This window comes from Flavobacterium sp. UM26 (genome assembly GCF_057922445.1).
Genome location: NZ_JBVHCY010000005.1, coordinates 53,217 through 77,294, shown reverse-complemented (window position 1 = coordinate 77,294; position 24,078 = coordinate 53,217). Strand labels below are relative to the sequence as shown.

Annotated in this window: 26 protein-coding genes; 17 read left to right on the top strand and 9 right to left on the bottom strand. The window is 36.3% G+C overall.

Features of this window, described 5'->3' with window-relative positions:
• Positions 1-12: 12 nt before the first annotated feature.
• On the top strand, positions 13-999 hold the full coding sequence (locus ACZ1AQ_RS07710) for an acyl-ACP desaturase (RefSeq protein ID WP_489632351.1): 987 nt from the start codon (positions 13-15) through the stop codon (positions 997-999).
• A gap of 106 nt (positions 1,000-1,105) precedes the next feature.
• Positions 1,106-1,759 (top strand): HD domain-containing protein, encoded by a 654-nt coding sequence (locus ACZ1AQ_RS07705; protein ID WP_489632350.1) that lies wholly within the window; start codon positions 1,106-1,108, stop codon positions 1,757-1,759.
• Positions 1,760-1,830: 71 nt separating this feature from the next.
• On the opposite strand, the gene ACZ1AQ_RS07700 is transcribed toward ACZ1AQ_RS07705, so the two are convergent.
• The 6 genes from ACZ1AQ_RS07700 to ACZ1AQ_RS07675 form a co-directional block, all read right to left on the bottom strand.
• Positions 1,831-2,232, bottom strand: a complete 402-nt coding sequence (locus tag ACZ1AQ_RS07700) for a hypothetical protein (RefSeq protein WP_489632349.1) — start codon at positions 2,230-2,232, stop codon at positions 1,831-1,833.
• A gap of 149 nt (positions 2,233-2,381) precedes the next feature.
• Positions 2,382-3,164, bottom strand: coding sequence for an enoyl-CoA hydratase/isomerase family protein (locus ACZ1AQ_RS07695; protein WP_489632348.1), 783 nt, complete (start codon positions 3,162-3,164; stop codon positions 2,382-2,384).
• Between the two features lie 14 nt (positions 3,165-3,178).
• Positions 3,179-4,594 carry a sensor histidine kinase gene (locus tag ACZ1AQ_RS07690; RefSeq protein ID WP_489632347.1) on the bottom strand — a complete coding sequence of 472 codons (1,416 nt, stop codon included), beginning with the start codon at positions 4,592-4,594 and terminating at the stop codon, positions 3,179-3,181.
• 131 nt (positions 4,595-4,725) lie between these two features.
• Positions 4,726-5,286: a CopD family protein gene (locus ACZ1AQ_RS07685; protein WP_489632346.1), complete on the bottom strand. Its 561-nt coding sequence runs from the start codon at positions 5,284-5,286 to the stop codon at positions 4,726-4,728.
• 61 nt (positions 5,287-5,347) lie between these two features.
• Positions 5,348-6,364 carry a ferrochelatase gene (gene hemH / locus ACZ1AQ_RS07680; protein WP_489632345.1) on the bottom strand — a complete coding sequence of 339 codons (1,017 nt, stop codon included), beginning with the start codon at positions 6,362-6,364 and terminating at the stop codon, positions 5,348-5,350.
• A gap of 130 nt (positions 6,365-6,494) precedes the next feature.
• Positions 6,495-7,370, bottom strand: coding sequence for a helix-turn-helix domain-containing protein (locus ACZ1AQ_RS07675; protein ID WP_489632344.1), 876 nt, complete (start codon positions 7,368-7,370; stop codon positions 6,495-6,497).
• 228 nt (positions 7,371-7,598) lie between these two features.
• Here ACZ1AQ_RS07675 and hemA point away from each other — a divergent pair, with 228 nt between their 5' ends.
• The 8 genes from hemA to ACZ1AQ_RS07635 all read left to right on the top strand — a co-directional run bounded on the left by hemA (position 7,599) and on the right by ACZ1AQ_RS07635 (position 14,577).
• Positions 7,599-8,852, top strand: a complete 1,254-nt coding sequence (gene hemA / locus ACZ1AQ_RS07670; RefSeq protein ID WP_489632343.1) for a glutamyl-tRNA reductase — start codon at positions 7,599-7,601, stop codon at positions 8,850-8,852.
• Positions 8,853-8,899: 47 nt separating this feature from the next.
• Positions 8,900-9,868, top strand: coding sequence for a hydroxymethylbilane synthase (hemC, locus tag ACZ1AQ_RS07665; protein ID WP_489632342.1), 969 nt, complete (start codon positions 8,900-8,902; stop codon positions 9,866-9,868).
• Between the two features lie 150 nt (positions 9,869-10,018).
• Positions 10,019-10,687: a uroporphyrinogen-III synthase gene (locus ACZ1AQ_RS07660; protein ID WP_489632341.1), complete on the top strand. Its 669-nt coding sequence runs from the start codon at positions 10,019-10,021 to the stop codon at positions 10,685-10,687.
• 66 nt (positions 10,688-10,753) lie between these two features.
• On the top strand, positions 10,754-11,782 hold the full coding sequence (gene hemE / locus ACZ1AQ_RS07655; RefSeq protein WP_489632340.1) for a uroporphyrinogen decarboxylase: 1,029 nt from the start codon (positions 10,754-10,756) through the stop codon (positions 11,780-11,782).
• A gap of 122 nt (positions 11,783-11,904) precedes the next feature.
• Positions 11,905-12,276 (top strand): hypothetical protein, encoded by a 372-nt coding sequence (locus ACZ1AQ_RS07650; RefSeq protein ID WP_489632339.1) that lies wholly within the window; start codon positions 11,905-11,907, stop codon positions 12,274-12,276.
• 2 nt (positions 12,277-12,278) lie between these two features.
• Entirely contained in the window at positions 12,279-12,746 is a 468-nt protein-coding gene (locus tag ACZ1AQ_RS07645; protein ID WP_489632338.1) for a hypothetical protein, read from the top strand.
• On the top strand, positions 12,743-13,645 hold the full coding sequence (hemF, locus tag ACZ1AQ_RS07640; protein ID WP_489632337.1) for an oxygen-dependent coproporphyrinogen oxidase: 903 nt from the start codon (positions 12,743-12,745) through the stop codon (positions 13,643-13,645). The genes ACZ1AQ_RS07645 and hemF overlap by 4 nt, the downstream gene beginning before the upstream one ends.
• On the top strand, positions 13,636-14,577 hold the full coding sequence (locus ACZ1AQ_RS07635) for a DUF4421 family protein (RefSeq protein ID WP_489632336.1): 942 nt from the start codon (positions 13,636-13,638) through the stop codon (positions 14,575-14,577). Before hemF ends, ACZ1AQ_RS07635 begins: the two co-directional genes overlap by 10 nt.
• A gap of 42 nt (positions 14,578-14,619) precedes the next feature.
• Here ACZ1AQ_RS07635 and ACZ1AQ_RS07630 read toward each other — a convergent pair whose 3' ends face one another.
• The gene (locus tag ACZ1AQ_RS07630; RefSeq protein ID WP_489632335.1) at positions 14,620-16,485 is read right to left on the bottom strand and encodes a hypothetical protein; all 1,866 of its coding nucleotides are present in this window, start codon (positions 16,483-16,485) and stop codon (positions 14,620-14,622) included.
• Between the two features lie 15 nt (positions 16,486-16,500).
• Positions 16,501-17,133 (bottom strand): hypothetical protein, encoded by a 633-nt coding sequence (locus ACZ1AQ_RS07625; protein WP_489632334.1) that lies wholly within the window; start codon positions 17,131-17,133, stop codon positions 16,501-16,503.
• A gap of 191 nt (positions 17,134-17,324) precedes the next feature.
• Between ACZ1AQ_RS07625 and hemB the strand changes: the two genes are divergently transcribed.
• Both hemB and ACZ1AQ_RS07615 read left to right on the top strand, forming a co-directional pair.
• Complete coding sequence (gene hemB / locus ACZ1AQ_RS07620; RefSeq protein ID WP_489632333.1) at positions 17,325-18,320, top strand: porphobilinogen synthase; 996 nt, start codon at positions 17,325-17,327, stop codon at positions 18,318-18,320.
• 3 nt (positions 18,321-18,323) lie between these two features.
• Positions 18,324-18,728 (top strand): c-type cytochrome, encoded by a 405-nt coding sequence (locus ACZ1AQ_RS07615; RefSeq protein ID WP_489632332.1) that lies wholly within the window; start codon positions 18,324-18,326, stop codon positions 18,726-18,728.
• Positions 18,729-18,887: 159 nt separating this feature from the next.
• Here ACZ1AQ_RS07615 and ACZ1AQ_RS07610 read toward each other — a convergent pair whose 3' ends face one another.
• Positions 18,888-19,595 carry a class I SAM-dependent methyltransferase gene (locus tag ACZ1AQ_RS07610; protein WP_489632331.1) on the bottom strand — a complete coding sequence of 236 codons (708 nt, stop codon included), beginning with the start codon at positions 19,593-19,595 and terminating at the stop codon, positions 18,888-18,890.
• Positions 19,596-19,872: 277 nt separating this feature from the next.
• Between ACZ1AQ_RS07610 and ACZ1AQ_RS07605 the strand changes: the two genes are divergently transcribed.
• The 5 genes from ACZ1AQ_RS07605 to ACZ1AQ_RS07585 all read left to right on the top strand — a co-directional run bounded on the left by ACZ1AQ_RS07605 (position 19,873) and on the right by ACZ1AQ_RS07585 (position 24,077).
• Complete coding sequence (locus ACZ1AQ_RS07605) at positions 19,873-20,748, top strand: LysR family transcriptional regulator (RefSeq protein WP_489632330.1); 876 nt, start codon at positions 19,873-19,875, stop codon at positions 20,746-20,748.
• 65 nt (positions 20,749-20,813) lie between these two features.
• Entirely contained in the window at positions 20,814-21,284 is a 471-nt protein-coding gene (locus ACZ1AQ_RS07600) for a methylated-DNA--[protein]-cysteine S-methyltransferase (protein ID WP_489632329.1), read from the top strand.
• Between the two features lie 113 nt (positions 21,285-21,397).
• Entirely contained in the window at positions 21,398-22,111 is a 714-nt protein-coding gene (locus ACZ1AQ_RS07595) for a 3'-5' exonuclease (RefSeq protein WP_489632328.1), read from the top strand.
• Positions 22,112-22,197: 86 nt separating this feature from the next.
• Complete coding sequence (locus ACZ1AQ_RS07590) at positions 22,198-22,566, top strand: four helix bundle protein (RefSeq protein ID WP_489632327.1); 369 nt, start codon at positions 22,198-22,200, stop codon at positions 22,564-22,566.
• A gap of 71 nt (positions 22,567-22,637) precedes the next feature.
• The gene (locus ACZ1AQ_RS07585; protein WP_489632326.1) at positions 22,638-24,077 is read left to right on the top strand and encodes a nucleoside recognition domain-containing protein; all 1,440 of its coding nucleotides are present in this window, start codon (positions 22,638-22,640) and stop codon (positions 24,075-24,077) included.
• The last annotated feature ends 1 nt before the right edge of the window (position 24,078 follow it).

Sequence of the window (24,078 nt, the reverse complement as noted above, 5' to 3'; positions counted from 1 at the left end):
TAAATAAATACCATGTCAATAAAAAACATCCGATTAGAAGTGATGCAGTTTTTAGAAAAAAACGTCGACAGTTTTGTGGATCAATTTCTAATTCCGGTAGAAAAAATATGGCAACCTTCTGATTTTTTGCCTAATTCTGAGAGCGATACTTTCTTAGAAGAAGTAAGAGAATTAAGAGAAATTGCTAAAGATTTGCCTTATGATTTCTGGGTAGCTCTTGTAGGAGATACCATTACAGAAGAAGCTTTGCCAACCTATGAATCTTGGTTGATGGAAGTAGAAGGAGTAGATAACCAAGAGCGCAATGGTTGGTCTAAATGGATTCGCCAATGGACAGGTGAAGAAAACCGCCACGGAGATTTGTTGAACAAATATTTGTATTTGTCAGGGCGTGTAAATATGCGTGAGGTTGAGGTTACAACGCAACATTTGATTAACGACGGTTTTGATATCGGCACGGGAACTGATCCGTATAAGAACTTTGTGTATACTAGTTTTCAAGAATTAGCTACCTATGTATCTCACAATCGTGTGTCGCAATTGGCTAAGAATTTTGGGGACAAGAAATTGTCTAAACTTTGTAAAATGATTGCAGGTGACGAAATGCGTCATCATTTAGCCTATAGCGAATTTGTAAATCAAATTTTTAAAGTAGATCCTAGCGAAATGATGTTGGCTTTTCAATACATGATGAAACAAAAAATAGTGATGCCGGCTCACTTTTTAAGAGAATCTGGACAAAAGATAAGTTCTGCTTTCGAGCAATTTTCTGATTCTGCTCAACGTATAGGTGTGTATACTGCTACGGATTATGTAGAGATTATGCAAAAATTAATCGATAAATGGGAAATCGATAAAATTGGAGGATTAACTGACGAAGCTGAAAAAGCAAGAGATTATTTAATGAAATTACCAGCAAGAATGGCAAAAATTTCAGAACGTTTGGTAATCCCAGCTGAGTCGTATATCTTTAAATGGGTAGAGCCTGCAAGATTGTAATCCTTAATTTTGAGCTATTTTAGATATAAAGTAAGATCATAAAGAGAACTGATTTTTTTAGGAACTCCCTTTAAAAATCAGTTTTTTTATAAAAAAAACACCCCAAATGAATACCGCTAAACTAATTCACGATACAATTCTTTTTGTAAAACAAACACTTGCCAATGCAGAGGGAGGACATGATTGGTTTCATATAGAGAGGGTGTATAAGAATGCTTTACTCATAGCCAAGTCAGAGTCTTGTGATACACTTGTTGTTCAGTTAGGCGCTTTACTACATGATATTGCAGATAGTAAATTTCATGGAGGAGACGAGACCATAGGTCCAAGAACGGCGAGAAATTTTCTGGAATCGCAACACGTAGCCGAAGAAGTGATTGCACATGTAGTGCAAATCATTGAAAATATTTCTTTTAAAGGCGGTAAAACTAAGCGCAGTTTTTCATCTATTGAATTGGATATTGTGCAAGATGCAGATCGTTTGGATGCGATTGGTGCCATTGGAATTGCCAGAGCGTTTAATTATGGAGGGTTCAAAAACAGAGCTCTGTATGACCCAGAGATTGCTCCTAATTTGCACATGACCAAGGAAGAATATAAGAACAGTCAAGCGCCAACCATCAATCATTTTTATGAGAAATTATTGTTGCTTGCTGATAAAATGAATACCCAAACAGGCGCAGTGTTAGCAACGAAAAGGCATAAATACATGGAAAACTTCTTAGCTCAGTTTTATGCCGAGTGGGAAGGGGAAGTCTAGTGCTCACTTGGTCGTTATTAGTATTCAGTGGCTATAGTACAGCAATATGGTAAAATCAAATAGCACTAAAATTACTTATTTTCACTAGCTTTTAATTCCAGCATAACATCAGAAGCATTTTTAAAAGTAGGCTCGCTTTCTGTCAAACTTCCTGCTCTTTTTTTGTTCAATTTGAATGTCAAATCCATTTCTGAAGTAAAAAGTAAGGCGGTCAAAAACGGATTATTCATATACGGACTCAATACCAAAAAGGCTTCCTCTAACGAATGGAAACTTTCTATTTCTTCGGTTTTATAGCGCGCAATTATTGAAAATTCTAAAGTATTCTGAGCGGTTATAATAGGGCGAGCATAAATATTTTTTAACTCGGTATCCCCAATGGTTTTGGCCAAAGTCAATTTAGCAAAAGTACGGTCTTCGATACTCTCGATTACTTTTTGCCAAAATTCAGCAAATACAGGTTGGAAGGACATGGCAATAGGTTTAGGTTTATTCTATTTAAATTTAAAAATATAATTATTTGATATTCAAATATCAAAAAATATAATAATATGATATTTGAATATCAAAAAGACCTTGTTTTAGCAAACTGATTACTAAAACCTGACCACTGCTTACTTATTTACTTCCCTGTAAAATTGGCTTTTCTTTTTTCTAGGAAAGCAGTAGTTCCTTCTTTAAAATCAGCTGTTCCAAAACATTTTCCAAAGTTTTTGATCTCGGTTTCGAAACCATTTTTGCCGTCCTTATAATTAGCGTTGATGGCTTTTATAGCTCGACCAATGGCAAAAGGGGAGTTTTTCATGATTTTTTGAGCGATTCCTTTGGTAAAATCCAACAATTCTGCTTGAGGTACTACATGATTTACCAAGCCATAGTTTTTGGCGGTTTCTGCGTCAATCATGCTGGCGGTCATAATCAATTCCATAGCGCGACCTTTTCCAATGAGTTGTGGTAAACGTTGTGTTCCTCCATATCCTGGAATTACGCCTAAGGAAACTTCTGGAAGTCCCATTTTGGCATTGTCTGAAGCAATTCTGAAATGACAAGACATAGCCAATTCTAATCCACCACCCAAGGCAAAACCATTGATAGCTGCAATGACTGGTGTTTTTAGATTTTCGATTAAATCGAATAATTTTTCTTGCCCTTCACTAGCGAGTTGAGCACCTTCGGCAATGGTAAAATGAGCAAATTCAGAAATATCGGCGCCAGCAACAAAAGCTTTTTCACCACTTCCTGTAATTAGTATCACTTGAATTTCTTTGTTTTTCCCCAATGTTTTTATGGCTTTGTGAAGGTCATTTATGGTGTCAATATTCAAAGCATTTAACTTTGAAGGTCTATTGATGGTAAGGATGGCAATATTGTTTTCTAGTTCGATTAAAATATTTTCGTAGTTCATAACGCTATTTTTTTTTAGAATTGAATTATGGGCAAAGTCACTTTAAAAGTAGTGCCTTTTCCTAATTGTGTATCAAAGGTAATTGTTCCGTTGTAATTTTCTATGATGTTTTTGATAATTCCTAGGCCGAGTCCCATACCGCTTGTTTTGGTAGTAAATTTGGGTTCGAATATTTTGGGCACTGTTTGCTCTGCAATTCCTACTCCGTTGTCTTGAACCAAAATAATGACTTGGTTGTGTTCTCTTTTTACGACCACTTTGATAGCTTTTTCTTGCTGATTTTCTGGAATGGCTTGTATGGCATTTTTGACCAAATTGGTGATTACACGAATGAGTTGAGAGCGGTCCATACTCGAAATTATGGACGGATATTGACTTTCAAAAACAATATAATCTTCATTGAAAATATCCAAAGCCAGTTCGACTACTTCTACTACATTCAGTGTTTCGTTTTGTTGGGCTGGCATAGAGGCAAAGTTCGAAAAAGCAGAAGCCACGGCACTCATGATATCAATTTGCTGAATTAAGGTTTCGGAATATTCGTTGAGTTTTTGTTTTACATCTACTGCGTTTGGGTCAAATTTTCTTTGGAAACTTTGTACCGTCAATCGCATGGGTGTTAACGGATTTTTGATTTCATGCGCCACTTGTTTTGCCATTTCACGCCAAGCTTCTTCTCTTTCGCTTTGCGCCAGTTTAAGCGCACTTTTCTCTAATTTATCGACCATTTCGTTGTAAGAACGAATCAATAAATTAATTTCACGGCTATTGGCATCCAAAACAATTTTTTCGTTTTTCTGCTCAATATTCGTTTCGCTCATTTTGTCGGCGATTGTTTTTAACGATTTGGTGATGTACGTAGCCAAGAAATAAGCCAAAGCAAAAGCAACAATCAGCATAAAAGAATAGACTTGTCCTAATCGTATGAGGAAGTTGTGTAGTTCTTTTTCATAAAAACTATCATCTTCTACATAAGGCAAATTTAATACGCCGAGTGGTTTGAATTTATCGTCTTTGATTTGGCTATACGACGAACGATTTTTAACGCCGTCGACAGTTTTGATGTCTACAAAACGTTTGTCAATCGAGGAACGAACCAGTTTCAGAATGTATTTTGGAATAGGCGGAGCCATTTTATCGATAGAAAAGGACTCTTTTGATGATTTTAAAAGATGACCGTCTAGGCTATAAATATTGATTTCAATATTGTGAATTTGGGATAATTCGTGAATTTTATCCTTAAAAATTAATTCTAAATTTTTAGGTGTCAATGGGTATGTGGTGGTTGACAAGACATAATTAATATGCTCTTTAATTGCTGTCTCTTTTCGCTCTAATCGTTCTTGATGGTAATCTCTCGCTTCACTCTTGAATTGTAAAATTGAAATAGAGGCTAGCAAAATACTTGAAACTACAATAACAACTATCATCGATAGGAAAATCCTAGTGCGTAAGGAAAGCATCGATAGGTTGAAGTTGTTTAGCATAATAGCCCCCTAACCCCCAATGGGGGAATTTGATTTTTAATTTGAAAGTTCAATGATTTCATAGTTGCCTGCTCCTATTTTGGAGATTGGTTAGTTTCTCTAATTTTTTTGTAAAAACGAAATCCCAACATGATTATGATTGAAAATAAAAAAATACCAATCACACCATACACCCAGTTAAAAGCATTTTTGAGTACTACCAAAAACACCACAGCAAATAAAATAAGAGTTGCTCCTTCATTCCAAAGGCGCATTTGATTGGTGGTATATTTTACTTCATTGCGTTGCAGTTGCGTAAAGATTTGATGGCATTTAAAATGATACAAATACAACAAGAAAACAAATCCTAGTTTGACATGCATCCAAGGCATTTGCAACCAGCCTCTACCTAAATCAGTAAAAAGTAACAACCAAAAAGCAACAAAAAACGTAATAACAGCAGATGGCCAAGTGATGATGTACCACAAACGATAGGCCATCAGATTGTATTGTTTTTGCAAAATCTCTTTCTCTGGCGAGGGCTTGTCGGCAGCTTCAATTTGGTAGACAAACAAGCGAACGATATAAAAAAGACCCGCAAACCAAGTAACTACAAAAATGATGTGTAAGGATTTAAGGTAGTTGTAGAGTTCCATTTATTTTGATTTCAAGTTAAAGGTTTGAAGTTTTTATAGCGACTTCAAACCTTTAACAAATTTATACTTTCTTGAATTCTTTAATCCAATTGGCTACCACACTACACCATTCGTCTTCATCATTCATACAGGGTACTGCCAAAAATTCTTCTCCACCATGATGAAGGAATTGCTCATTGGCTTCCATAGCGATTTCTTCTAGCGTTTCTAAACAGTCAGCCACAAAAGCTGGGGTTACCACTGCTAATTTTTTAATGCCTTGTTCGGGCATTTTATTGATTTCTACATCGGTATAAGGAGTAAGCCATTTGTCACCAGCCAATCGCGATTGGAAAGTTTGGCTGTATTTGCCTTCTGGAATTCCTAATAATTTTACTACTTGCTTGGTAGTTTCATAACATTGATGACGGTAGCAAAACTCATGTGCAGGTGAAGGCGTGTTACAACAAGAACCATCAATTTTACAATGAGAATTCGTCACATCAGTTTTGCGAATATGACGTTTTGGGATACCGTGATAAGAGAATAATAAATGATCGTAATCAAATCCTTCCAAATGCTTTTTGATAGAATTAGAAAGTGCCTGAATATAATCAGGTTTGTTGTAGAATGCAGGAACATTCGTAAAGGTCATTTCTGGAAAATACTTTTGACGTAATTCTTCAGCTAAAACCACAATAGTAGTTGTTGAAGCCATCGCGTGTTGTGGATACAAAGGCAAAAGCATTACTTCAGTTACACCTTGGTCTTTGAGTTCTTGCAAGCCTTTTTGAATGGTCATCGTTCCATAACGCATCGCTAAAGCTACTGGAATGTCTACCAATTGTTTCACTTTTTGATGCATTTTTTTCGAAATTACAATCAAAGGAGAACCTTCGCTAGTCCAAATTCTAGCATAGGCTTCGGCCGATTTTTTGGGACGGGTTTGTAAAATAATACCACGAACCAACAAAGCGCGCAATAGATAAGGGACATCTATCACATATTTATCCATTAAAAATTCGTCTAGATATGGTTTAACATCCTTAGCAGTTGGACTTTCTGGGGAACCTAGGTTGACTAATAATACACCTTTCATGTTTTTGTTTTATTTATTGGGATGAAAACTTGCGTTTATTGATTTTGGTTTCAAAAATAGATAAACACTGTTTTTATCAGTTATAGGACTTATTCTTTTTTATGTCTATGTGATAGTTAAAACTAATGGTTTATAGTATGGATGAGTTAATAGACATCAAGTATTTCTTAGGTGTTGTACCAAATTTCTTTTTGAAAGCAGCTATGAAATGACTCCCGGTACTGTAGCCAATTTTCAAGCCTACTTCGTTTACATTATAGGAACCACTATCTAATAATTGACGGGCATAATCCATTTTGTAATCGAATAAAAAGCCGTAAACGGTATCGCCGTAAATTTGCTTGAACCCCATTTTTAGTTTTTTTAAATTTAATCCAATCGTATCGGCTAGTTCTTGTAAGCCGGGAGGTTCGGCCATATTGGCAATGATGATTTCTTTCGCCTTTTTGATTTTCATCACATTGTCTTCATCAATCAAAAAAGGACATTGCTCAGCATTGGGATCTTCGGAACGGTTGAAATATAAGCTCAATAACTCATAACCTTTACCTTTATAATATAAATTTTTAATCGAAGGATTTAAATTGTAATGAAACAACTGCGTTAGCACAATAGCCATAGAAGGACTAATATCGCCTTCTTTATAATATTTTTTATCCTTGTTTTCGTTGCTCAAAAAAGGAATGTGGCTGGCTTCGGTAGAAAACAAACCATGAAATTTTTGAATCGAAATCAAAATGGTAATCACCCAAGTGTTGGGCGCTAATTCTAGATTGAGGGGTAATTCTTTTTGAGGATTGTAAAACAAATAGGACTTTTCTTCGTTCATTTCTAGAGCATAACTGCCTTGATTGAATAAAAATTTTGCTTTTCCTTTCAATCCAAAATGAAATTGAATCAAACCATTGCTTACCTCATGATGCGTTTGAAAAGGGGTTACACCATCATTTTGAAAACGCAATAAAGTGAAATCTTCTTCTATTTTTATAATTTCTTGTGAACTCATAGCGACATTTTTTAAATAAAAAAAAGTTTTTCACGAATCCTATTTATTTAGAATGACTCTAAATAAATCATTGTTTAAGCCGTATATTTGCTACAAAAATAAACGTTTTTGCTTGTAAATAACGAAATAAATCCAAAAAAGCATTGAGCGACACAAAAAGAACTTTTAGCGTTGTTTTTATACGAGCGATAGTTCTAGCTTTGTTCCACTTTTACAGGAACTGTATTTATGGAAAAAAATCAAGGTGCTAAGCACCACTATTTTTACTCGGTTGGATTAAGCTATAAAAAAGCCGATGCTGCGATCAGAGGTAAATTTAGTCTGGATGCATTGGCCAAAACCAATTTGCTACAACAAGCAAAAAACGAGGGAATTCCTGCTTTAATCGTTACTTCTACGTGTAACCGTACCGAAATTTATGGTTACGCTGAGCATCCATTTCAATTGATTAAATTGCTGTGTGAAAACAGCCAAGGCACCGTCGAAGAATTTCAAAAAGTTGCCTACGTTTTTAAAAATCAAGACGCCATCAATCATATTTTTAGAGTAGGAACCGGATTAGATAGTCAGATTTTAGGCGATTTCGAAATCATTAGCCAACTTAAAAATGGTTTTATCGAGTCGAAAGCTATGAATTTAACCAATGCTTTCATGGAGCGATTGATTAATTCTGTGATACAGGCTAGCAAAAAAATTAAAACCGAAACCGAAATAAGTTCTGGAGCTACATCAGTTTCTTTTGCTTCGGTTCAGTATATTATCAAAAATGTTCCAGATATCGGGAACAAGAATATTCTACTTTTTGGTACTGGAAAAATTGGCCGAAATACGTGTGAGAATTTGGTAAAACATACAAAAAACGAACATATTACACTAATTAATCGAACCAAAGACAAAGCCGAAAAATTAGCAGGTAAACTAAATTTGATTGTAAAAGATCATTCCGAATTGCACCTAGAATTACAAAAAGCCGATGTGGTAGTGGTAGCAACAGGCGCACAAAATCCAACGGTGGACAAAGCGATTTTGAATCTGAAAAAACCCATGCTGATTTTAGATTTGTCTATCCCAAAAAACGTTCATGAAAATGTAACGGAAATAGAAGGAGTGACTTTGATTCATTTGGATCACTTGTCTCAAATGACCGATGAAACCTTAGAAAACCGAAAATTACACATTCCAGCTGCAGAAGCCATTATTGAAGTCATTAAAAATGAATTTTTAGCTTGGACCAAATCTAGAAAATTTGCTCCTACTATTCATGCCTTGAAAGAAAAACTCAACGCCATCAAAGAGGCCGAATTGAACTTTCAAAGCAAGAAAATAGCCGATTTCAACGAAGAACAAGCCGAAATCATCAGCAACCGTATCATTCAGAAAATCACGACTCATTTTGCCAATCACCTCAAAGATGAAGAAACTATGGTCGATGAAAGCATTGAATGGATTGAAAAAGTTTTTCAAATAAATCCTGCCCCCTAGCCCCCAAAGGAGGAATAACATAAGTTGTCGAATAACTGTATAAATTAATGAACAAGAAATCAAATTCCGCTTCTGCTATTCCCTCTTCGGGAAGTAATAGGGCCATTCGTATTGGAACCCGCGATAGCGAACTCGCGCTTTGGCAAGCCCACACGGTCGAGAAAAAACTAAACGACTTAGGGTACAAAACAGAGATTATCGCAGTGAAATCAGAAGGCGATATCATTTTGGACAAACCACTATATGAATTAGGAATCACCGGAATTTTCACCAAAACTCTTGATGTCGCTATGATTAGCGGTCAAGTCGATATTGCGGTACATTCTATGAAAGATGTGCCCACCGCATTGCCACAAGGCATTGTGCAAGCTGCCGTTTTAGAGCGTGCAAACACCTTAGATATTCTGGTACACAAAGGCAATCTAGATTTTCTAGAAGGTAGCGGTACCATCGCCACCGGAAGTTTGCGTCGCCAAGCCCAATGGCTCAACAAATATCCTAATCATAAAGTGGTCGATTTGCGAGGCAATGTCAATACTCGTATGCAAAAATTGCAAGACAGTGACTGGAGTGGAGCCGTTTTTGCCGCCGCAGGATTAGAACGCATCAATTTAAAACCAACGGATTTTATCAATTTGGATTGGATGATTCCCGCACCTGCGCAAGGAGCAATGGTAGTGGTTGCCATGGCCGAGGACGAGTTTTGTCGCGAAGCCGTATCCGAATTGAACGATATCGAAACCGAGGTGTGTACCCACATCGAGCGTCAATTTTTACGCCGTCTCGAAGGAGGTTGTACCGCGCCCATCGGAGCCTTGGCAACCTATAACGAAGACGAAGACACCATTCATTTCGAAGGCGTTCTTTTTTCTATCGACGGCCAACAAAAAATAGCCATCAACAAAGTTGTACCCATCGAAGAGTGGAAAAATCTAGGCTACCATTCAGCCGAAGAAATCCTCAACAATGGCGGCACCGAGTTGATGAAAACGATAAAAGAAACCTTGAAAAAGTAAGGAGCGAAACAAAAGGCTTTTTTGCCAATATGGGTTCCCGCTGTCCTTCCTATCTTTTTTGTCCCGAAAAAAATCGGCACAAAAAAGGATATTCCCTCCCATCGGGGCTAAGAGAATAACAAAAGGCTTTTTCAGAAAACAAACATAAAAATGAGTCAATCCATCCGAATATTATCTACCAAAACACTTTTGCCTAATCAAAAGCAAGCTTTGCTGGACGCTCATTTTGAAGTAATCGAAACCAATTTTATTCAAACCACCGCCACGGATTTTTCTTTAGATTCGGTAAACGAGCATTTGATTTTCACCAGTCAAAATGCCGTGAAAAATTTCTTGAAACATCCCAAAGCAGCAGAATTTAAACAAAACAAAGTTTTTTGTGTTGGATTAAAAACCAAAATAATGCTCACCGAAGCAGGTTATGAAGTAGTTGCTTACACCGGATATGCCGAAGATTTGGCCGAGATTATTGCGTTAATTTATGGCAAGGCGAGCTACACTTTTTTTAGCGGAAACCTTCGCAGAAATACTTTGCCCGAGGCCTTGCAAAGCGCGGGTATTGTTTTCAACGAAATTCAGGTTTACACGACCACTTTGTCTCCCAAACCGATTCAGGAAAAAGTAGAAGGCATTTTATTTTTTAGTCCATCTGCGGTCGAAAGTTATTTAGCAGCAAACAAAATAAAAAACGAAATTTGCTTTTGCATAGGCGAAACCACCGCCGAGGCTTTAGAAAAAAATAAAATCAAGAACATTATCGTAGCCTCTCAACCTTCTATAGAAGATGTAATCGAAGAAGTGCTACAAGAATATACCTAAAAGAACAAAAAAAATAATAATTTAAGGTGTTCAGACTGAACACTAAAATACTGAACACTGATTACTATGTTAAAGAACGACCTATTTTTAAAAGCATTACGAGGAGAAACAGTAGAACGTCCACCAGTTTGGATGATGCGTCAAGCCGGAAGATATTTACCAGAATTTCGTGCTTTGCGTGACAAATACGATTTCTTCACCCGTTGCGAAACGCCAGAATTAGCTGCTGAAATTACCGTACAACCTATTCGTATCGTAGGGCCAGATGCAGCGATTTTGTTTTCGGATATTTTGGTAGTGCCTCGTGCTATGGGAATTCACGTAGAATTAAAAGACAATTTAGGGCCTATAATTCCAAATCCTATTCGTACTATGGAGCAAGTCAATCAAGTGATTGTTCCCAATATCGAAGAAACCTTAGGTTACGTTATGGATGCGGTGAAATTGACCAAAGAAATGCTAAATGATGAGGTGCCTTTAATTGGTTTTGCAGGTTCACCTTGGACAATTTTCTGCTATGCAGTAGAAGGAAAAGGTTCTAAAAGCTTTGATACGGCCAAAGGTTTTTGCTTCTCAAACCCAGTAGCGGCGCATACCTTATTGCAAAAAATCACCGACACGACTATTTTGTACTTGAAAGAAAAAGTAAAAGCGGGAGTAAACGCCGTTCAAATTTTTGATTCTTGGGGTGGAATGTTGTCACCAGTAGATTACCAAGAATTCTCTTGGAAATACATCAACCAAATCGTTGAGGCTTTGGCTGAGGTAACGCCAGTAATCGTGTTTGGAAAAGGATGTTGGTTTGCTTTGAACGAAATGGGAAAAAGCAAGGCTTCTGCACTTGGTGTAGATTGGACATGCACGCCTAGAAATGCTCGTTATTTATCTGGTGGAAACATTACTTTACAAGGGAATTTCGACCCATCCAGATTATTGTCACCAATTCCAACCATCAAAAAAATGGTACACGAAATGATTGACGAATTTGGTTCCGATAAATACGTCGCTAATTTAGGACACGGAATTTTACCAAACATCCCAGTAGATCACGCCAAGGCTTTTGTTGATGCGGTAAAGGAATATAGAAAGAAATAGTTAGGTCATATCTTTTCCTGCAAGGTTTTTTTAACCTTGTAGGTATGTTTGGGAGTTCAGCTAAAAAGGAATACCTACAAGGTCTAGAAAAAGACCTTGCAGGATAACACAAAATAATTAAAATGCTAAGCAAAGGATTGCGAGATAAAGAAAGTACCCGAATAGACCATTGTCTAAAGCAGTTGCATTCTTTAGTATTGCCACCTTTGGATTGGAATTTAGACATAAAAGAGGCACTCGAAGTGGAGTTAAAAGACTTCGCAATGGATTTGGAAAGTCTGAATGATTTTACACCAGAGGATTTGATTCTTCATTTGCAACGCCTTCATTTCGATTGGAACCAAATGGAATCCTTTGCCGATTTTTTAATGGCTTTTTCTCCAGCAAGTCCCTTTTCTTTTTCAGAAAAAGCACTTGCTGTTTATCGTTTTATCCAAAAAGAAAGTAAGGTATTTTCGTTTGGGATAGCAAAGAAAATGAATGATTTATTTTAAAAATGGTAAGTGTAAAAAAGGGGATAGAATTTCTCGCATTATTAATACTAGGAATCTTTTTCTTTGGAGTCTTTTATTTTCAAATAGTAATAGAAAATAGAAAACCAAACTATTTTGTTACTACGAACACAATAGATTCTGTTTATATTAGAGAAATACAAGGGGCAAGGTCTAATCTTAATGCATTAGCTATTAAGTTGGCAAGAGATAGTTCTAATTTTATATACTATAAAGCAAATCAGAATTATGTCGATTTGCTTGGAGCGTTGAAAAAACATGATACTGTTACGCTTTTCTTTACTGAAGATTATGGAAATAATCGATTTAAAATTATTCAATTAGAAAAAAGCAAAGTAGAATTAGTTAGTATAAAGGATGAAGATAGCAAGCAGAAAAAAATTGGATATTTTTGTCTTTTCGCTGGTATTATGACTATTATTTATGCTTATAAAAAAGTATTCAAACAATGAAAAACAAATTTTATACTTACATCCAAAACCTTCAAGACCAAATCGTAGCTGGATTAGAAGCGGTTGATGGTCAGGCCAAATTCAAAGAAGACCTTTGGGACCGTCCAGAAGGGGGAGGCGGCAGTACACGCGTAATCGAGAACGGTGCTGTTTTCGAAAAAGGCGGCGTCAATATTTCGGCAGTACACGGCAAACTACCAGACAGTATGCAAAAATTGTTCAACGTTGGTGAAGCCGATTTTTTTGCCTGCGGTTTGAGTTTGGTATTGCATCCTAAAAATCCAATGGTGCCAACGGTACACGCCAATTGGCGTTATTTTGAAATGTATGATGACAACGGAAATGTTATCAATTCTTGGTTTGGAGGAGGACAGGATTTAACGCCATATTATCTTTTTGAAGAAGATGCTGTTCATTTTCATCAAACTTGTAAAACCGCTTGCGACAAGCACAATCCTGAGTTTTATCCCAAATATAAAAAACAGTGCGATGCTTATTTTTGGAATGCACATCGTAACGAGGCGCGAGGAATAGGTGGATTATTCTTTGATTACTGCAAAGCTTCTGAAACGATGAGTATGGAAGATTGGTATAATTTCGTAACTGAAGTAGGCAATAGTTTTCTTCAAGCTTACGTTCCCATTGTGGAAAGAAGAAAAAATTTGCCCTATAATCAAGAACAACGTACTTGGCAGGAAATTAGACGTGGACGCTATGTTGAATTCAATTTGGTACACGACAAAGGCACTTTGTTTGGCTTGAAAACCAACGGAAGAATTGAGAGTATTTTGATGTCTTTGCCACCGCACGTGCAATGGGTGTACGACCATCATCCAGTCTCGGGTAGCGAAGAAGAAAAATTAATTACCACTTTAATGCAGCCAAAAGAATGGGTTTAAAAAAAATAGTATTTTTTTGGTTGGTTGGACTTTTGTGTTGCAAGGCACAAGAATCCTCAACGCAAAAAGACTATTTTAAATCCTATGACGAAAAAGTAATTGGAAGTATTTATTTTTTTAATACATCAAATAATTTTCAATTTACTTCTACAGCCAATGGAAAGACTACCTATTTGGATTTGATTCCCAATAGGAGAGAACAAATCGGATTTAGTTTGAGTTATAAACTTCTCGATATTAGTTACGGTGTTTCACCACTTTTTTTTGATGTAAATAAGGATAATTCCAATTCTCGTTTGGTCAATTTTGGAACGCGTTTCATCATCAAACAATGGATGCAGACTTTATTGTATTCCAATCAAAAAGGGTTTTATGCAGTAGATGAAACTTTTAGTGCTTCTTTCCCTAGAATGCGTTCCATTAAGATAGGAGGAACGACATCGTATATTTTTAACCCTAAATTTTCATTCAAAACCATTGCCAATCAAAACCAATGGCAAACCAAAAGTTCGGGTAGTTTTATCCCAACCTTGTCAATTTATAATACCTATCTTAATTTGAATGATGGGATTGAAGATAATAAAAGTAGAATTTGGCTGGTAACTTTGGCGCCTTCTTATTACTACAATTGGGTCATCAGCAATCGTGTTCTAGTCTCTTCGGGGATTGCTATTGGTTCGGGTTTTAATACAATTGATGGTGATTTTTCAGGAATTATTGAGTCTACTATTAACCTAAAATTAGGCTATAACTCAGATTCCTTTTTTACTTTTGTAAACTTAAATTATTCAAATTTTGTTCAGGATAACAACAATCCTGTTCGATTTAATGAAAACATTGCCACTTTTAGAGTGACCGCTGGCTATCGATTTGACCCACCAATAAAGGTTAAAGAACTATATGACCAAGGTATTAAGGCTATTGGTTTATAAAAAAGAAGGCGATTTCAAATGTAGAAATCGCCTTCTTTTTTGTTATTTCTGACTGATTTCATCAATCAAGTCTAGTGTTTGGAGCATGATGTTTTTGTCTCCTTTTACCGTATTCAATCGAAGGTCAACTTTTAATTTATTATCCGTTACTTTTTTAGGAGATTGCATGCTAATGGTTTTGAATTTTGAAGCAAAAGCGTTCAAGTACTTTTTATCTTTTGTGTTATTTTTTTCGGTCTTCAAATAAGTGTCTGCCATTTTCTGAATATCAAATGCTGCCGAAATGGTGTTTTGCTTTAGACTTTTTTGAATGCCATTTTTAAAATCCCCCTCGTTGGTTTGGGTTTGTTCCAAAAGGTTGGTTACCACAAGCACATCTTGATTTTTTACGATATAAACGGTACCAAATTCGCTTGTGCCAACTATTTCATAAAAACCGTTTTTAGACAACAACATTTTTTTGCGAACTCCCAAATCAATCAATTTATCATAAAATGTAGCATGGGTAGCGGTAAAAATCATTGTAAACTCAGGAATCGTTTTGGTTACCATTTTTTCAACTTCAACGGATTCGTAGTTTTCGTCGTATTCAAAAGTTTTGGTTTTTACTTCCTTCGATTTCACTTCGTGTAGAAACAAACTAATATCACCATCAAATAAGGTGGCGGTTGCTTTTTCATCGACTAAGGTGGTAATCAAATCGGTTACAAAACTAAAATCTTCGTTCATAAAGACTGTGTTCGAAAAAATTTCACCAATCATATGGGGCATATTTTCTAGCAAAGCTCTTGAATTAAAATGATACGAAAAATAGCCTAAAGGTTCTTGTTCAGGGAAGTAAGCAAAGATTTTTTTATTTATTTTTCGGTCGTTTATTTTCCCCATCATATCCGCAATTGGCTTTGAGTATTCGATGGTTTCTTCTATACGAGCGTTGTCATTGTCAAAATAAAAATCAAAATTCATCCCTTTGATAAACGTGTCAATTCCTTTTTGCAAAGGCAAATATTTACCGTAGGCACCTAACTGAGTTAAAGTAGAAAAGGAAGAACTCAAATTGGTTAGGAATCCGCCATAATTTACCCACGACGAAATATCGGCGGTTGGGTTTATTTTGGATGAAGTTGGGGCAACAAAACCTTTCTCGAAAAGTGATTTTGTAAAATTGATTTGTTTTATTTTTTGAATGCTATCAAAAGCAATTCTTTGGGTTTCGTAGGCTGCGTAATAAGTGTCGTTGGAATAGGTGTCTTCTGTTGTAGCATCATTCGTTTCGTAAACAACTGGAGCATCAGCAGGAGGCGCAACATCAACCACAACTTCTTCTTGGACTTCTTCCACAGGAGAGGTTTCGGCTGGGTCGCCATAGGTTTTACCTGTTACTGTTGGTGCAGCAACCGAATCTACAACTACGTCTCGCTTTGGAGCAATATCGCTATATTTTTTGGTCAATTCAAAAAACACTAAATAGCTATCATTCCAAGCTATGGTAAACTTTTGGTCACTGGAGTTTAGCATCGCATAGGTGCCAAAGTCTTGAATTTCGAATTTGGTTATCGAATCAGAAAGTGCTTTTTTTTCATTTCTTTTGGTCAAAAAAGCTTTTAATTTTTCTTTATTTCTAATTGGAATTGTGGCTTGATAATAGGCGATACTGTCGGTAAAATTACCCACAATACTTGCGTTTTTTTCTAAATCAAAAAGAGCGGTAAACTCATTCGTATCAAAGTCAGTATTTTCTTTTTGCAACTTATTCAATAGTGGATGATTGGTTAGTTGCTCTATTTTGACTTTTTTGGTGAATTGTGCACCGTTGTATTGTACAAAATAGTCATAATTTTTGGAAGGTTGTTGACAAAGGCCAATGTAGCTTATCAATAAAAAGAGATAGGTCAATAACGATTTCATGGGTGAATTTTAGATTTAGGGATTGAGTTGAATAGTATTGTTCATTAATGAAGATTTCTTGAGTACGTTGTACATGCTTTGTTTCAAGAAAATGGTTTTTTTGTTTTTGGCAATTTTACTATTACCGTTTGTTGCGCCTGCTATGTCTTTGTCAAAAGTGTAAACGGCGATAATATTGGCTTGTTCTAAGTCGGTCTTCTTTTTGGGGTCTTTTACCAGTTTTTCAGGAACAGGATAAGAAGCTATTCGCTCGAAGGTTTTGCCATTGCTGTTGAAATGTACTTGGTTTTTTTGTTTATTAATCACATTCACCACTGCATTCAAGGCTTTGAGATTTTGGTAAGTGAATTGAATGGTAAAAATATAGTGTTCAAAGTCAGTTTTCGTGCTTAGGTTAGCAATACCTTCAATTTTTGAAGCGGTTCGTTTAAAGTCGAGTAATTTTTGGGTAATCTCTTCTTCATTTGGAATTTTGACACCATCGACTTCTTCCAACCACATAGCCGATTTGGTTTTGAACCAAGATTTAGAAAAATCTACAATAAGCGTATAGTCACCACTTTGATTGTCGTGGTGTTTTATTTTTTCTGTAATTTCAAAACAACTAGTTAAGAGCCAACAGCAACATAAAACAAGAATTTTCTTCATTTCGCAAATTTAGACGAAATAAATAGAGCTATGGTGTGTTTTATTAAAATAAATTGGACAAATTCACGCCCTGAAAGGTAAAAAAAGCGCTATTTATAGTGTCTTAGGATTCTTTCTTTTCGCCTATTTTCCTTATTTTTACGGTTCCGATTCATAAGGTTGAATTGGTATCAAATATAAAATACACCTACATGTTTCCACTACACAGAAACCGTCGCTTAAGAGTGAACGAATCCATCCGAAGCTTAGTTAGAGAAACCACTTTAAGTCCTACCGATTTTATGTTTCCCATGTTTATAGCAGAGGGCGAAAATGTAAAAGTCGAAATTCCTTCTATGCCAGGAATCTACCGACGTTCGATTGATTTAACAGTTGCAGAGGTCAAAGAAATTTATGCATTAGGCATTCGTGCGGTCAATATTTATGTAAAAGTTAGCGAAACGCTAAAAGACAATACTGGTAAAGAAGCTTGGAATCCCAACGGATTAATGCAACAAGCCATTCGTGCCATCAAAGCGGCTTGTCCAGAAATGATAGTGATGCCCGATGTGGCTTTAGACCCTTATTCTATTTATGGTCACGACGGAATCATTGCCAATGGCGATGTAGAAAATGACACGACCAACGACGCTTTGGTAAAAATGGCTGTTTCACACGCGGAGGCAGGTGCCGATTTTGTTGCACCAAGCGATATGATGGACGGACGCGTATTGCGTTTGCGTCAAGGATTGGATGCCGCAGGCTATCATCACGTGGGGATTATGAGTTATTCGGCCAAGTATGCTTCGGCATTTTATGGTCCGTTTCGAGATGCGCTAGACAGTGCTCCAAGAGAAGCCGAAATCGAAGTGCCCAAAGACAAAAAGACCTACCAAATGGATTATGCCAATCGCATCGAAGCCATCAAAGAAGCCTTGTCTGATGTGGAAGAAGGCGCCGATATGGTGATGGTAAAACCCGGAATCGCTTATTTGGATATCGTGCGTGAGGTAAAAAATGCCGTGAATGTACCCGTTACAGTTTTCCATGTTTCGGGCGAATATGCTATGATTAAAGCCGCAGCAGAGAGAGGTTGGCTCGATCATGACAAAATTATGATGGAACAATTAATGTGTATCAAGCGAGCTGGAGCTAGTTTAATCTCGACGTATTTTGCCAAAGAAGCTGCGATACTTTTAAATCAATAAAACATGAAAAAATTAGTAATTATTGCAGTAGCTTTAGCCCTAAGTTCTTGCAAAAAAGAAAGCGCCGAGCCCTTTGGCACTCCAACAACAACTGATGCAGCTACCGAAGCAAAAACCGAAACAGCTACAACGCCCGAGGCATTAGGCAAAGAACTTTTTGAAGGGAAAGGAGCTTGTATTGCCTGTCATAAAGTAGACACCAAACTTATTGGTCCAAGCTTGCAAGACATTGCCAAAACGTACAAAGAGAAGAACGGAGACCTAGTTGCCTTCCTCAAAGAAGAAGCAAAACCCATCATGGACCCAAGTCAATACGACATTATGAAGGCCAATTTCGCCATCACCAAAGCCATGTCCGACGAAGAATTAAAAGGATTAGAAGCCTACATCTATTCCAATTTGAAATAAGAACAATCCTAATCTAAGTCGAAGGATTAGGAGCTATTTCCTGCTCTACACTATATCTTTCCCGCCGAACCCCGGCGGCAAAGGATGCCGTTACGATCAGGGCTAGGATTCAGATTAACACAAAACCATCTCCTTTTCAGAGGTGGTTTTGTGTTTAATTTACTTTATCCCTCCAAATGCTCCAAAACAAGCATTTTTATGTAAAATTTCTGTGCTCGAAAAACCAACTTTTTTCATTAAATCCAACTGATATGTCATAGAGCGCGGAGAGTCTTCCTTTTCGATATAATCAAATACTTTCTGCTGGTATTCTATGCCTCCGTGCTGTTCCAAATACTTGCCATATCTTTCCCAAATCAATTGGTTTACTCCTTCGTGATCTTGAACCAATAAATCTGAAATCATCAAACAACCGCCAGGTGTTAAACTATTATACAACTTTTGGAAAATAAATTCCCATTCGGAGTCTTCTCTTAAATGGTGTAAGACGGCACCAGCCAAGATGATATCAAAATGATTTTTCGGCAATTCAATATCACGTATATCACCTTGAATCGTTTGTACTTTCCCTGTTGTTGCCTCGGAAACACGTTCTTGAGCTTTTTCTAACATGTTCTGGCTCAAATCAATCAAAACAGCATTTAAGTTGGGCACTTTGGTAAGCATCTTCAAAGTATAATTTCCTGCTCCGCATCCTATATCCAAGACATTGACAGCATTTGGTTGTATAATTTTTGCAGCCGATGTTAAAAGCTCTAACGAAATTTGCGCATCCATTGTTGCTACCTGACCTGTTTCTAAGTTTGCAAAACGTTCGACATCATTTTCAAAACGTTCCTTGATTTCGTTTACTGTTGATTTTTTCATAACATTTATTTTAGTTTTTCTTCCCGCAAATCGTATTATGAAACCTTTTTCGTTATAGAATTGTTTTTCGCTAAGTCCGATTTCCATTTCGCTTAATTCTAGATAGCATTATCTAAAAAATTAAATTTTATTTCTTCAGAATAAAGAGTGTAAATCTTTCGTCTCAGGAGCCTTCCAAATTTGGAGATATAGTTTCATTTTGCTTTACAAACCTATAATTTTCATTTATGACTTAAAAATACTTATTTTGTCATAAAATAATACTTATTAGGTATACATGGAATTGCGACATATAAAATACTTTTTGAAAGTAGCTGAAGAACTAAGTTTTGTTCGCGCTGCCGAAAAACTATTCATATCTCAGCCGCCATTAAGTAGGCAAATCAAAGAATTGGAGACTGAAATTGGTGCCCAGCTTTTCGAACGCAATAACAAACGGGTAATTCTCACCGAAGCAGGGAAATTCTATGAAAAAGAAATGCGCGAAATATTGAAAAGCATTGAAAGAGTCAATATTAAAGCAAAAAAAATAAGCGAAAATCAAAGCGGGGAATTCCACATTGCTTATGTGAGTTCTACTTTTTCGGGTGACATTTCAGATTTGGTTCAATATTTATCAGAACAGTTTCCGTATGTGAATTTTAGATTGTACGAAGTGCCAACAGTTAAGCAAATCAAAGCTTTAGAAGAATTTAAAATTGATTTAGGAATTGTTCGAGCACCGTTGCATTCGCCAAAAATTGAAACAGAATTATGGTTCAAAGACAGCTTTTCTTTAGTGTTCAATAAAAAACGGTATCCAATACAATACGAACAGCAGATAGAAACACTGAGCGAAACTACTTTTGTATTTTTCAATAAAGAATATTCACCACAGTATTATGATAATTTACTGGAAATTTGTGCTTTTTTTGGTTTTACGCCTAAAGTAATACATGAGTCTAACAACATTTCATCAATTATTCAGTTAGTCAAAAATGGATTAGGCGTTTCTATTGTTCCAACAACTATTTTAAAAAGTCATAATTACCCAGAAATAGGATATATCGAGATTAAAGCGGTTAAGCTTTTTACCGACATTTTATTGGCAACACCAAAGGGACATCATTCCGATATAGCTACAACTGCTATTGAGTTTTTGAAAAAGAAATGAACGTTTTGCGTTGTGTAATTATAGCAGGAAGTTTTTAGTTTAACTTTACAATTCAATTTGCATTTATGGAAACAGTCTACATTCAAACACCTTTGGGAATTACGACCGTTATTGGCGATGAAAACGGAATCTCGGTAATTTCTGTTTCAGATGAAGGTATAGCTTCCTCTGAAATACCATCAGTCTTGCAAAACGCCGTTACCCAACTTAATGACTATTTTCAAGGCAATCGAATCCATTTTGATTTCAAACTTAACCCCAAAGGCACCGAATTCCAACAGAAAGTGTGGCAAGCCCTACTCGAAATTCCGTACGGAAAAACCTGTAGTTATATGGATTTGTCCAAAAAACTAGGCGATGTCAAAGCCATACGAGCAGTAGCTTCGGCCAACGGAAAAAATCCGCTATGGATAGTCGTGCCCTGTCACAGAGTCATTGGCACCGATGGCTCACTAACGGGCTATGCTGGTGGATTGTGGCGCAAAAAATGGCTGCTCGAACACGAAAATCCAACGGCGCAACAAAGTTTGTTTTAAGAAAAGCGAAACTAATATTTACAATACTTGACGAATCAGATTACAAAATTACCTAAATTTATGACTTCAATAGTTAGTGAAAATTCGTGCAATTCGTGTTTAAAATTTAATTCATGATCGAAAAAATAAACCTCAATAACATTCTTTTTCTAGACATAGAAACCGTTCCCGAAGTAGAAAACTTCAATACCTTGGATGACGAAATGAAAGCGCTTTGGGACCAAAAAACAGTATACCAACGCAAAGACGATTTTACACCTGAAGAATTTTATGATCGCGCTGGAATTTGGGCTGAATTTGGAAAAATTGTATGCATTTCGGTAGGTTATTTTATCATCAAAGGGGACATTCGTAATTTTAGAGTGACCTCTTTTTTTGGAGAAGAAAAACAGCTATTGAAGGATTTTAGTAATCTCATCAACAATCATTTTAATCAGCCGCAACATGTTTTGTGTGGTCATAACGCCAAAGAATTTGATATTCCGTTTTTAGCAAGAAGATTGATCATCAACCAAATGCCTATTCCTGACAAACTCAATTTATTTGGCAAAAAACCTTGGGAGATTCCGCATTTGGACACCTTAGAATTATGGAAATTTGGCGATTACAAGCATTTTACTTCCTTAAAATTAATGTGTAAAGTACTTGGCATTCCTTCCTCCAAAGGCGATATCGACGGCAGTCAAGTCGGACATGTTTTTTATGTAGAGAAAGACATCGATCGCATCGTAACCTATTGCGAAAAAGACACTATTGCCGTGGCGCAGATTTTCCTTCGCCTTCGCAGAGAAGATCTATTGATTGACGAAGAGATTATTCACGTGTAAACAATTTCAAAATCAAAAATCAAAAGTCAAATTCAAAAATCAAAATCAAAATCAAAGGTCAAAATCAAATTTAAAGTCAATTTATAATGCTTGAAACAAATCCTTTTAAAGAGAAAATTTTTAATTTAGAAGACAGATTAATTCGTTTTGCGGGAGAATGTATTTTCTTTACACGAAAATTGGAAAAAAGCTATGAAAACGAATATTACAAGAATCAACTTATCCGTTCATCCGGGAGTTCAGCTTTAAACTTTGGCGAATCGCAAGGAGCAGCATCCGATAAAGATTTAATCTTTAAGCTTGCATTAGTTGTAAAAGAGCTAAAAGAATCTCGGAATTCTTTAAAAATATTAAATTATATAAATGAGGGTTGTCAAGATTTTAGAACTCTTCTTTTAATTGAAGTTGAAGAATTAATAGCAATTGTATCTAAAATAATAATTAATAAAAAATAGTAAGTAAATCAAAGGTCAAATTTTTGAATTTGACTTTTGAATTTGATTTTTGAAATTTAAATATAAAAAAAATGGTATTGAGTAGATTTTGGTTGGTTATATTTATTTCTTCCATCCTTTTTGTAGTAGTGAGTTTGTTTTCGGGCAATAGTTATACTATCGATCATGTTTTGAATGGCAAAAAAGACGATCCTATTTTACTATCGGAACACTATCTTGAACAAATGCCTGTTTTTATCAAAGACAGTCTTAAAAAGGCACCCGATCAAACGATGGTCATCAACCGAGATACGCTAAACGCCGACACTACTTATGTGTATAAAAACAAAGTAGTCAAAGTATTTAGTGGCGTTCAAAAATCTGATGGGCTCTTGCCAACATGTAAAAGTACCTTGCTCGATTTGATCTTGCCATTGATGGCGTACTTGGCGTTTTTCTGTGGATTAATGGAATTATTAATCATTTCAGGCGCTTCTGAAAAACTAGCCAAAGTATTGAGCCCAGTGTTCGTAAAAGTATTTCCAAGCATTCCTAAAAATCATCCTTCGATTTCCTATATGACCTTGAATTTTGCTGCAAATTTCTTAGGGTTAGATTCAGCAGCCACGCCTTTTGGATTAAAAGCGATGGAGAGTTTGCAAACCATCAACCCCGAAAAAGATAAAGCCAGTGATGCGCAGATCATGTTCATGTGTTTGCACGCATCGGGACTTACTTTGATTGCTACTTCTATCATTGGATATCGTGCAGCAGCAGGCGCTAGCAATCCAGCCGATGTAATGTTGCCTTGTATTATTACTTCTTTTATCGGAACCATTGCGGCTTTCTTAATTGTAGGTTTAAAACAAAAAATCAATTTTAAAAGTGCTTCCTTAGTGTTAGGATTAATGGTTTTAATCGCCGCTATTGTAGGTTTATTGATGTACGTGAATCACTTGGATTTAATAGGTAAAAATTATTTTACTTCTAATCTTTCGGCTTTGATATTGGTGGCAATTATTGCTTTTACGCTGATTCTATCTTTTGTAAAAGAAAAGAAATTTACAGAGGCAGGCACCACCGTTTATGAAGCGTTTGTAACGGGAGCCAATAATGGAGTGAAAACAGGAGTAACCATTTTTCCTTATGTTTTGGGAATGTTAGTCGCTATCTCTTTGTTCAGAAATAGTGGTTTATTCGAAATTGTGAGCAATTGGGTAGCTTTTGCCTTTTCTAATATGGGAGTTAACAAACAAATCACCGATGCGTTGCCAGTAGCTTTGCTTAGACCGTTTAGCTCCGCAGGATCACGCGGCTTTTTGATTGATTCCATGAATACGTTTGGAGCCGATTCGATGACTGGAAGACTGAGCAGTATTTTTCAATGCAGCGCCGAAAGTACTTTTTATGTGATTGCTGTTTATTTTGGTTCGGTAAATATCAAAAATACCCGTTATGCTTTAGGAACGATGTTGTTGGTAGATGTGATTTGTGTAATTACGGCTATTTTCGTGGCTAGCTGGTTTTTTTAGT